The organism is Terrabacter aerolatus (genome assembly GCF_007991735.1).
In the GTDB taxonomy this organism is placed as follows: domain Bacteria; phylum Actinomycetota; class Actinomycetes; order Actinomycetales; family Dermatophilaceae; genus Terrabacter; species Terrabacter aerolatus.
Genome location: NZ_BJYX01000021.1, coordinates 57,138 through 68,008, shown reverse-complemented (window position 1 = coordinate 68,008; position 10,871 = coordinate 57,138). Strand labels below are relative to the sequence as shown.

The window sequence follows — 10,871 nt, the reverse complement described above, 5'->3', positions numbered from 1 at the left end:
GTGCCCGGGGGCGCCGTGAGCGGCACCCCCGGGCACACGCCGGCCCTCAGACGGGGGCCGTCACCGCGTCGTAGGAATAGAGCCAGTCGTAGCGGTCGGCGATGGGCTCGTCGCTCCATTCGCGCTCGAGGTAAGCCTGCGCGCGCTCGTCGGTGGCGAGCTCACGGCTGTGGAACCGGTCGGTGTTGGCCGTCGCGCCGCGGACCATCCGGCTCGTGCGCCCGATCCGGGCCTCCTCGTAGCGCTTGAGGCCGAGCACCGGATCGTCGCCGTGTGCCTCGAGGGCGCGCGCGAGCACGACACCGTCCTCGATGGAGTGGACAGCTCCCTGCGCGAGAAAGGGCAACGTCGCGTGCGCGGCGTCTCCGAGCAGGCTGATCCGTCCCGACGTCCAGGTGGGGATGGGCTCACGGCTGACGAGGGCCCACTTGAGCAGGCGGGGCGAGGTGGTGATGAGGGTCTGGATGTCCTCGTGCCAGCCCTTGAAGTCGGCAAGGCACTCCTCGACCGTGCCCGGCTCGTTGCCGCCGGCCGCGGTCCAGGACTTGCCCTCGATCGTGGCGACGAAATTCATCAGTTCACCTGCGTGCAGCGGGTAGGTGACGGCGTGTCCACCCGGCCCGATCCACGTCGATCCGACCGGTGCCTGCAGGTGTGTCGGCAGCTCGCCCATGGGGATCAGCCCGCGCCAGGCGACCATGCCCGAGAACTGGGGGTCGGTGGGGCCCCAGACGGTGTTGCGCACCACTGAACGCACGCCGTCGGCCCCGATGACGACATCACCGGTCATCCGGCTCCCGTCCTCGAGGACGACCGTCGCGCTCGACTCGTCCTGCTCGACGCCCACGACCCGGGAACCGAGCCGGATGACGTCCTGCCCGGTCGCTCGCACACCGTCCTCGAGCGCCTTGAGCAGGTCGGGGCGGTACACCGTCAGGTAGGGATAGCCGTATCTCTCCACCGCCATCGGGCCGAGGTCGAACATCGGCCAGGAGCGTCCGGTGTTCCAGAGCCGGAACTCCTTGCGCACTGGGTCGCATGAGAGCGCGCGCAAGGGCTCGAAAACCCCCAGGTGGTCAAGCGCCCGGTTGCCGTTGGGGCTGATCTGGATCCCCGCTCCCACCTCGGTGAGCTCCCGGGCCTGCTCCAGGACCGTGACCTGCACTCCGCGCTGCAAGAGCGCCAGTGCGGCCGTCATTCCACCGACTCCACCGCCGGCCAGGACAACGTGCATGTGCTTCTCCTTCAGAGAGTCTCGGTGCGGAGGAGGCCGAGAGCGCCCAGGACGGGCTCGTCGCTCGATCGCACGAGGCGGGCGGACTCGGACACCACGTGCTGGTATGGCCGCCAGGCTGGGACGGCCACGATGTCGCCGCGCTCCCACGTGAGCGTCTCGCCGTCGACGACCGTCTGACCGGACCCCTCGACGACGGTGAAGATGGAGTTCGCTGTCGTGCGCTGCCGGGCGGAGGTGAAGCCGGCTCCGAGCTCTTGCACGTGCAGCGCGACCGTGGGCATCGCCGGGCCGCCCAGCTCGATCTCACGTTCGGCCATGCCGTGATCGGGTGCCTGCGTCTGCTGGGCGAGGCGCGTCAGGGAGTCCTCCCACCGGAAGGCGATGGGGGACGTCTCAACGTCACGGGGCTGCGCCTGCACGCCGTCGGGGTACTTCTCGAAGAACATCGGCTCGAGGAGGTGGACGAGCGGCACGTCGAGGATGTCGACCCAGTAGCAGTCGTCGGGACCGCTGGCGGAGTGCTCGTGCCAGGCCCAGCTGGGGGTGAGGAGCACGTCGCCCGGGCGCATCTCCACCCGGTCGCCGTCGACGACGGTGTACGTGCCGCGTCCGTTCAGGATGATGCGGAGGGCCGCGGGGGTGTGGTGGTGCGCGAGCGCGACCTCGCCGGGCTTGATCAGCTGGTAGGCCGCCACGAGGGTACGCACAGTTGCGTAGAGGTTGCCCTCTACGGGGTTGGTCAGGGTCAGGTTGCGCCGGTCGGCCATCTGGTGGTCGACGAGTCTGCCGGCCACCTCGAGGGCGGTCTTGAGCTCGGCGTACCGCCACACGTACGGCAGGAAGTTCCGTCGCGGCTCCGCCCACAGCGCAGGGGTGCGACGGTGCCAGCCGCCCTCGACGCTCAGGCCGTCGAACACGGCATACAGGTCGTCGAGGTTGTCGATGTCCTCCACGGAAGTGGAAGGGGTCGAGGTCATGTCGCGCTCCTCAGTGCTGCTTGACGATGGGTGGGTCGTAGGGGCGGGCGAACACCTCGGTATGCCCGTTGGTGCCTTGGACTACGTCGACGCTCATCTCGCCAACGCGCTCGATGTTGATCCGGATGGTGTCGCCGTCGGTGCCGGGGCCGACACCCGCGGGGGTGCCGGTCGCGATGATGTCCCCCGGGTGCAGGGTCATGACCGCCGAGGCCATCTCGACCATCCCGGGGATGTCGAGGACGAGGTCCCGGGTGTTGGCGTGCTGCCGCAGCTCGTCCCCGACCCAGAGCCGCATCCCGAGTTGCGCGGGGTCGCCCACCTCGTCGGCCGTCGTGATCCACGGGCCGACGGGGCAGAAGGTGTCGTAGGCCTTCCGGAAGACCCGTTCCTCACGGCCACGCACCACCATGTCGAGCAGACAGGCGTAGCCGAATACGTGGGCCTGCCAGTCGGCGCGGGGGATGTCCCGGCCGCCGGCACCGATGATGATCGCCAGCTCCGACTCGTGGTGGACCTCCCGGCCGGGGACGGCTGGCAGGACGACCGGCTCGCCGGCTCCGGAGAGTGAGGACGGCGGCTTGAGGAAGAACCCCTGGACGTCGGCGCGGTACTGCGCCTGCATTTCTCGGCCGTGGTCGTGGTAGTTGACCGGGAAGGCGATCACCTTGTTCGGCCACGGCACCGGTGTCCGGAGGGTCACCTCGGACAGCGGGCGGCCCAGCCCCTGCGTGGACGCCTGGGTCAGCACCGGCCGGACGAGCGCGAAATCGCGGATCAGCCGGTTCATCCCGACCGGGGGCCACTCCCCCGCGCTGAGCTCCAGCGCGTCCGTCACGTCGACGATGCCTTCCCCGACAACCACTCCGATGCGGTCATCGTCGAAACGGGCGATCCTCATGGCGCTCCTCGGGGCTCTACAGGTGGTTTCCGCCCATCCTGCGAAGCCAACTCAGACCCCGGCAGGGGTCCTCGCACCTACCGGAACACCACCTCAGGCGGCTCCCCCCGCACGGCCTGCGACTGCCGCCCCGATCTCATTCGCGATGGCGAAGACATCGTCCTTGACCTCGGAGTACCGCTGGAGCGTCAGTCGAGTGGAAGATCCCGAGATGCTGAGGGCAGCGACCACCTCTCCCTCCGGGCCGCAGATCGAGGTCGCTGCCCCACTCAGGCCCTTCTCCCGTTCGTCGATGGAAACCGCCCAGTGGGTCTCACGGATCGTGGCGAGTTCCTCATCCTCAGGGAGCGACATCCGGCTCTTCTTCGCCTCAGCGCGAACCTCCTCGAGCACCGTGCTGGGCGCGAAGGCGAGCAGAAGCTTGCCGGAGGAACCGATCCCGAGCGGCTGCAGCCCTCCGGTCGGGACGACGGGACGCAGCGCCGCCCTCCCTTCGACGGAGGCGAGGCAGACGCGGTTGGAGCCATGGCGGATGTAGAGGTGCACGCTCTCGCCCGTGGAGTCCCGCAGCCGGTGCATCCACGGCTCGGCGACCCCCCGGATCACGAACGAGTCGGCTGCGCTGGCGCCCCAGGAGAGCAATCGCGGCCCCAGGGCGAAAAGCCCGTCAGGAGTACGGCGCGCGATGCGCAGCTCGGTGAGCTCCGTCAGCAGACGGTGAACCGAAGACTTGGGCAGTCCGAGGTCCTCGGCCACCTCGGCCAGCCGCATGGGGCGCTTGGCCCGAGCGAGGCTGTCAATCGCCTGGGCCGTCTTGGCCAGCACGGACATCGGTGGTGCTCCTTCTCTCGAGGTGCCGCCGACGGCGGGAGCTTCCGCACGCGGTCGGGCTAACGGGCGCCGCGACGGCCACCCCCGGTGGGCGTCAAGGGTATGCCGCCGCGGGGCCCGCAGACGACCGGAACGCGTCAGGCGTACCGACGCACCGGGTGCAGGCCGCCCCGACGACCCGGGCCCCGGTGCCCGAGGCCACGGGAGGTCAGCAGAGCGGCTTCGAGGACCACCCGTGCCAGTGCTGCTGGGTTCATGGGTTCCGGGGACAGCCTGATAGACACGGCAGCACGGACCTGACCGTCCTCGTCGAAGATCGGGGCAGCGACCAGCATGCCGTCGGCGCGCACGTTCGAGCGGCTCACGGCATAACCGAGGCGACGGACGTCGCCAAGGCGCTGACGCAGGACGAAGTCCCCGCCGTCATCCCGCTGCCGCCCCGGCTCGCCGGCGACGTCGTCCAGCGGAAGGTACGCGAGCATCGCGAGGCCACCGGCCCCTTGGGCCAACGGGACTCGTCGCTCGGGCTGCCAGGCCCCTGAGGCCTTGTGGCCGGAGATGAGGTCGCTCAGGATGGCGTGGTCGCAGTCACGAGACCACAGCGCGACGGGGGCGCCGGTGGCCGAGTAGAGGTCGACGAGGAAGGGTCGTGCCACGTCCCGCAACCGGCGGACCTCGGGCACTCCCCAGCCGAGCCGCCAGAGGCGGCGACCGAGCCGGTAGCGCCCGCGGGACGCGCGCTCGACAGCCCCCCACTCGACGAGGTGCGCGAGCATCCGGTGCACGGTCGCCGGTGGGAGCCCGGTCTGGCCGCACACTCCGGCGATGGTCTGCTCGGGGGTCTCGGCGCCGAAGCAGTCGAGGATGTCGAAGGCTCGGCCCAAGACCGAGCGCTTGTGGTCGCCTTCGAGCAGGTTGCCGGACTCCATCGTCTATCTCCCACTATTCGGAACATCATCCCAATATGCTGAACGCTATATGGCGACGACTCCTGGTGTCAATGGTCCGATCGCAGAGGACGGCCAGCTGCGAGGGGCCCTGCGCCCCGCTCCGCGCCGTGCGGCCCAACTAGACCACCCAGTCCGTTCTGGGCCAGCGACTCGGCGAGGGCCGGAGTCAGTTTGTAGGAGTGGTACTCGAGGAACGAGTCGTAGCCCTCGACGCCGTTCTCGCGGCCGAACCCGGAGTCCTTGACCCCACCGAACGGGGCGCTGACCGGGACGTCGAAGGAGTTGATGGCCGCCGTGCCGGTGTCCAGCTGCAGCGCGACGTGCAGCGCGTGGGCCTCGTCGCGGGAGAACACTGCCCCGTGGAGGCCGTACCGGGAGTCGTTGGCGAGGCGGACGGCTTCGGCCTCGGACTCGTAGGGGATCACCGAGACGACCGGACCGAAGATCTCTTCCCGCGCGATCGCCATGTCGTTGTCGACTCCGCTGAAGACCGTGGGCTCTACGTACCAGCCCCGCGGGAGGCCAGCCGGCCGGCCACCGCCACACGCGACCATGGCGCCCTCTCGGCGACCGGACTCGATGAAGCCGAGGATCTTGTCGCGTTGGAGCCTGCTCACGACTGGCCCCATTGACGTCGCCTCGTCCATCGGGTTACCCACGACGATCTGCGAAGCCGCTGTCGCGAGCGCTTCCACAAGATCTCCGTGCATCGGTCTGGGTACGAGGACGCGGGTCAACGAGGCACAGATCTGCCCGCTGTTGCCGAACCCGAAGGCGAGCAGGCTCGGGATCACGGCAGCCAGGTCCGCGTCGTCGAGCACCAGCGCGGCGGACTTGCCGCCGAGCTCGAGCTGGAGCCGCTTCATGGCCGGGCCGGCCGTCGCCGCGATCCGGGAGCCGGTGGCCGTGCTGCCCGTAAAGGCCACCTTGCGCACGGCCGGGTGACGTACGAGCTCCTCACCGACGTCTCCCCCGCCGACCACGAGGTTGACCACTCCCGGGGGTAGCCCTGCCTCGGTGAAGATCTCGACGAGAGGGCCGGCCGCCAGCGGGGACTCGAGCGCCGGTTTGAGCACCACGGTGCACCCGGTCAGCAGGGCCGGGATGGTCTTCTTGAGCTCGTTGCGCACCGGGACGTTCCACGGGACGATCCCTGCGACGACACCGACCGGTCGTCGCATGACCAGTGAGTCGCCGAACCGGTCGCGACGGATCTGCGAGAACTGGACCTGCTCGATGGTCTCGAGGTACATCTGCAGCAGTCCGGCCGAGTTGCTCAGTTTCAGGGATGCGCGGTAGGGAGCCCCCATCGCCTGGCTGCGCAGGCGGGCGAGTTGCGGCGCTCGCTCCTCGATGAGTTCGGCCACCCGAGCGACCACACCGCACCGTACGTGCAGCGGCGTGGCCGCCCAGTCCGCGAGGGCGCGCTCGGCGGAGCGGACTGCACCGTCCACGTCCGCGCTGGAGGCGACTCCGACCTGGGCGAACGTCTCCTCGGTGGCCGGGTTGACGACGGCCGTGCTTCGCTGCTGCGTCGACTCGCGCCACGCCCCGTCGATGTAGACGCCGGGATAGTCCTCCATGTCAGCGCCGCCCGTCCAGGCCGAGGACTGCGGGCAAGTACGCAGCCAGCTCCTCCGCCGTCCACGCCTCGCTGTGGCGGGCGAATGTGGTGTGGTCGGCGAACTGCAGCGGCGGGGCGTACGCGCAGATGTCGGTGCCGGCTGCGTAGATGAACCTCCCGGTGATGACGCCCGCCGCTGCCGATGCGAGGTACGCGACCAGGGGGGCGACGTAGTCGGGTTCCATGTGGAGCGTCTCGGGCATGCCGCCGAACCGGCGGTTCCCGGCCGGGATGCTGAACAGCTGCGTCATCGCGCTCGGCAGCAGGCAGTTGACCGTGATGCCGTGCTCTTTCAGCTCCAGAGCCGCGGCCGACGACAGCCCCATGATGGCCGCCTTGGCGCCGCTGTAGGCCACCTGGGTGCCGAAGAGCCCTCCTCGCGACGAGACCGTGACGATGCGGCCGCCGTCACCCTGCGCGATCATCTGCCTGGCTGCCGCCCGTAGACACGCCACATGACCGTCGAGGTGGACCGCAGTGATGAGGTCCCACTCGTCTTCCTCGAGATCCAGGATGTTACTGGGGCGGTAGTTGCCGGCGGGAGTCACCAGGATGTCGAGCCGGCCGAAGGCTTCGACCGCATGCGCGATCATGGCTTCCGCCGCGGCGAAGTCCGAGACGTCGTGGCTGTCGGCAACCGCACGGCCGCCCGCGACTGTTATCTCGCCGGCCACCTCCTCGGCGGCGACCGCGCCGTCGGGGCCGATGAAGACGTCGTTGACGACGACCGCCGCTCCACGGGCGGCGAGTTCGCGTGCGATCGCGCGGCCGAGGCCCCGTCCGCTGCCGCTGACCACGGCCACCTTGCCGTCCAGTCGGACCTGCGCGCTGCTCGATACCGTCATGTCAGGCCTTTCCGATGTTCAGCAGCGGGGTGAGGAGCTCTCCGACGGGGGTCTCGCTGGCCGCCGCCCCGAAACGCACCATGGCGTGGGGATCGGCTATCGCGAGCGGCACCGAGTAGAGCCCGAGGTCACTGGTAGACGCGTAGAAGAACCGGCCGTTGACCTGCTCACCGTCGGGGCCACACAGGTGCGCGACCAGCTCGGCGACCATGTCTTTCGCAGCGGGACTGTCGGGGGAGGGCGCCAGTGCATCACCGAGCACCAGACAGTTCGCTGTGACGCGGTGCTCGCGCAAAGGGGCCGCGATGGCGCTAGTCAGGCTCAGCATCGCCGCGCTGAAGGCCGCGGCCTCCACGCCGCGGGAACGGAAGGTGTCGCTGCGGGAGAAGGTCACCACTCGCCCGCCCCTACCTTGGGCCACGAACGCCCGGGCTGCTGCCCGGGCCAAACCGACGGCACGCTTCTGGTGTGCCGTGAGCGCGTCACGCCAACCCGTCTTGTCCAGCTCGATGAGGGGGCCGTTGCTTGTCAGGATCGGTGGTGTGAGAAGGACGTCCAGCCCTCCGTGGCCGGCGAGCCCTGCCACCAGGTGGTCTGCCGCACGGAAGGACCGCACATCTGTGTCAAGGACCTCGACGCCGCTGAAAGCGGCAGCGACGGCGCCGGCTCGTTCTAGCTCCTCGTGGCTTTGCGCCTGCAGGACCACCCGGGCGCCTAGGGCGGTGAGCGCCGTGACGATGGGGCCGAGATGGCGGTCGCCACCGGCCACGAGGACGGTTGGATTGGAGGCCACCGGAGCGGTCACTTCCGGAACGGTCCGTTCGCGGGGAAGCCGTCGATCGCTCCGAGGTCCTTGACCTGCTGCAGTTCCCAGACGACGTTTTTCTTGTCGGTGTCGTCCACGACGTGGATGTCGAAGGGCGCTGCCTTCTCGGCGATGACGGTCTTGACGGTGCCCGGCTCCTGACCGAAACCGACAGCCATCTTGTCGGACTCCTCGGGGTGGGTCTCCATCCACGTTGCCGCGCTCTTGACTGCCTCCATCACCGGCTTGATCCGCTCGTTGGGCAAGCGGTCGTTCGCGATGATGACGAACTGCCACAGGTCGTGGCCGTCGACCTTGAGGTCGGCGGGCTTCATCGAGCGCTTCAGGCCGTACTTGTTGACGCCGCGGGACGTGTGGGGCTCCCACGTCAGCGCGAAGTCTGCGGTCCCGGCGACGACCTGGGCAACAGCATCGGCGGGCGTGGAGGCGGGCACGACGCCGTAGTCGGTCTTCGGCTTCAGGCCGCAGACCTGATTGATCTCGATCCCGAGGATGGCAGCCGACTCGCCCGCGCCTTGGGCGATACGCTTGCCCTTGAGCCCGGCACAGGTGGTCGGCGTCTTGCCGACCAGTCCGATGTTCGCAACCGCCTCGGTGCCGATGACGGAGACGGGCGCCCCCTGCTGAGCCTGCGAGCCGGCCGGGCCCGGGCCCCCGATCTCGATGTCCACGCGCCCCTGGGTCGTGGCGGCGTAGAGGTCCTGCAGGTTGGCGAATGGCACGGCCTTGATCGTGATGCCCGAGGCGGAGGCCAGCTCTGGGTGCTCCTCGAGAACCTTGGGAATCATGGCGTAGTAGCCGGTTCCCGCCGACCAGTACCCGAACTTGACGGTGTTGTCGGTCGGGGTGACCCCGCTGGCGCCGCCTCCGCAGGCGCCGAGGACTGCTGCCACGCTGACGGCCGCGGCGGCTGGGGCCAGTGAGTGAGCGAACCGGACTCGCATGTCGTTGTACCTTTCGATGGATGTCGCGGATCGCGACGGAGTTGAGAGGCACGGGCCTCGGGGGAGAACAGGTCCTGGCTCAGGCCATGGCGGCCCTGGTGGCATCCACCATCTGTTGGTGGATCGAACGGCGGAGGTCGCCGAAGTCCGTCGTGCCGACGGCGGGGCAGTCGGAAACCGCATACTCCGCGAGGATGCGGGCGGGGCGACCGAGCAGCAGCACTCGATGGGAGATGGCGAACGCCTCCTCGATGTTGTGCGTGACGATGAGGGCGGTCTTGCGCTCCGCCTCGGCGAGCTCGACGAACTCCTCCCGTAGCTGGCGGGCCGTCACCTCGTCGAGCGCCGAGAAGCTCTCGTCCAGCAGAACGAGGGCCGGCTCGATGGAGAAGGCCCGCGCCAGGGACACGCGCTGTCTCATGCCTCCCGAGAGCTGGCTCGGGAAGAGGCCCGCGCTGTCTGCCAGGTGCATCTTGCCCAGCCACGTGCGAGCACGCTCGAGTCGCTCCGACTGCGGTACGCCGAGAATCTCCATACCGACGGCGACGTTGTCGAGCGCGGTGCGCCATGGAAGCAGCCTCGGGGTCTGGAACGCCATGCCGATGACGCCCTGGAGCTCAGCGTGCTGCGCATACGGGTCGAGGCCGTCGACCCGCACCGTGCCACGCGTCGGCCGCAGGTTACCGATGAGCAGGTTGAGCAACGTCGACTTGCCCGCACCGGTGCGGCCGAGGATCGCCAGACGCTCGCCCTGCCCGATCCGGAGGGAGAGTTCCTCCACCGCTGTCACCGCACCGAACCGCTGGTTTACGTCAGTGAAGGTGACGACCGCGTTTGGCTGGTTCATCGGACGATGGCCTCCGCTCGCCACTTGAGTGCCAGCTTCTCGACGCGGTCCGTCGCCCACAGGATCAGGAAGTTGGCCACGACCAGGAGGAGGGTCCAGGCGAGGATCGCGTCGACCCGGAAGTTGGACTGGGCCACCTGGAGCCGGTGACCGATGCCTGAATCCGCGGCGATCAGCTCGGCGAACACCATGAGCTTGAGGGTCATGGCGGCGGTGGCGCGGAAGGTCATGATGACGTTGACGACCGACTGCGGCAGCAGGAGGATCCGGAGGACCTGCAGCCGGCTGGGGCGGAACTGCTCGATCGCCTCCAGCACGTCCTTGTCCATGTCTCGGATGCCCTCGTAGACGGCGATGACGAAGAACGGAAACGCGATCATGAACGTGACGAAGGCGATTCGGGTCTCGACGACCTCCATCCACAGAATCGCCAGCAGGACCCAGGACAGCGCGGGAACGGCTTGGACCACCGCGACGAGCGGGTTGACGAACCGGCCGATGGTGCGCCGGAACGCACCCATGAGCAGTCCGAGCGCCCAGCCGAAGACCATTGCCGCCGCAAGAGCCGCCGCAAATCGCACCAGCGTCAGCGCCATGTCCCCCCACTGCTCGGTGAGCACCTGCCAGACGCTGCCCGCGATCCTGTCGAGCGGCGGGAACACGAACGGGTCGGACACCAGCGACCCGATCCACAGCAGCAGGACCAGCAGGACGATGGTGAACACGATGGGCGAGAACTGGCTGTCGACCAGCCTGCCCGCCAGCCCGAGGCGCGCCGGCTCGGGTGCAGCCGTCGTCCTCGGGCCGGGGTCGGGTGGGGCTGTTGGAGCGACGGTCCCTGTTGCATCGGTCATGGTCACCTCGTACCTAGCGGCTGTTTCGCCGAACG

General features: G+C 69.0%; 11 protein-coding genes. All 11 read right to left on the bottom strand.

The features are described 5' to 3' along the window. Positions 1-46: 46 nt before the first annotated feature. Positions 47-1,234: an FAD-dependent monooxygenase gene (locus TAE01_RS16655; protein ID WP_147067935.1), complete on the bottom strand. Its 1,188-nt coding sequence runs from the start codon at positions 1,232-1,234 to the stop codon at positions 47-49. 11 nt (positions 1,235-1,245) lie between these two features. Beyond that, positions 1,246-2,214 (bottom strand): cupin domain-containing protein, encoded by a 969-nt coding sequence (locus tag TAE01_RS16650; protein ID WP_147067934.1) that lies wholly within the window; start codon positions 2,212-2,214, stop codon positions 1,246-1,248. A gap of 10 nt (positions 2,215-2,224) precedes the next feature. Continuing rightward, a complete protein-coding gene (locus tag TAE01_RS16645) occupies positions 2,225-3,115 on the bottom strand; it encodes a fumarylacetoacetate hydrolase family protein (protein ID WP_147067933.1) in 891 nt (296 codons plus the stop codon). A gap of 93 nt (positions 3,116-3,208) precedes the next feature. Next, a complete protein-coding gene (locus TAE01_RS16640) occupies positions 3,209-3,946 on the bottom strand; it encodes an IclR family transcriptional regulator (RefSeq protein WP_147067932.1) in 738 nt (245 codons plus the stop codon). Between the two features lie 137 nt (positions 3,947-4,083). Further along, positions 4,084-4,875: an IclR family transcriptional regulator gene (locus TAE01_RS16635; protein WP_147067931.1), complete on the bottom strand. Its 792-nt coding sequence runs from the start codon at positions 4,873-4,875 to the stop codon at positions 4,084-4,086. Between the two features lie 68 nt (positions 4,876-4,943). Further along, complete coding sequence (locus tag TAE01_RS16630; RefSeq protein WP_147067930.1) at positions 4,944-6,479, bottom strand: aldehyde dehydrogenase family protein; 1,536 nt, start codon at positions 6,477-6,479, stop codon at positions 4,944-4,946. A 1-nt stretch (position 6,480) separates the two neighbouring features. Beyond that, the gene (locus TAE01_RS16625; protein ID WP_147067929.1) at positions 6,481-7,365 is read right to left on the bottom strand and encodes an SDR family NAD(P)-dependent oxidoreductase; all 885 of its coding nucleotides are present in this window, start codon (positions 7,363-7,365) and stop codon (positions 6,481-6,483) included. A 1-nt stretch (position 7,366) separates the two neighbouring features. Beyond that, positions 7,367-8,170 (bottom strand): SDR family NAD(P)-dependent oxidoreductase, encoded by an 804-nt coding sequence (locus TAE01_RS16620; RefSeq protein WP_186815255.1) that lies wholly within the window; start codon positions 8,168-8,170, stop codon positions 7,367-7,369. Beyond that, complete coding sequence (locus TAE01_RS16615; RefSeq protein ID WP_222594161.1) at positions 8,167-9,135, bottom strand: ABC transporter substrate-binding protein; 969 nt, start codon at positions 9,133-9,135, stop codon at positions 8,167-8,169. The genes TAE01_RS16620 and TAE01_RS16615 overlap by 4 nt, the downstream gene beginning before the upstream one ends. 79 nt (positions 9,136-9,214) lie before the next feature. Beyond that, positions 9,215-10,006, bottom strand: coding sequence for an ABC transporter ATP-binding protein (locus TAE01_RS16610; protein ID WP_186815253.1), 792 nt, complete (start codon positions 10,004-10,006; stop codon positions 9,215-9,217). Further along, positions 9,979-10,836 (bottom strand): ABC transporter permease, encoded by an 858-nt coding sequence (locus TAE01_RS16605; RefSeq protein WP_147067925.1) that lies wholly within the window; start codon positions 10,834-10,836, stop codon positions 9,979-9,981. The genes TAE01_RS16610 and TAE01_RS16605 overlap by 28 nt, the downstream gene beginning before the upstream one ends. Positions 10,837-10,871: the final 35 nt, after the last annotated feature.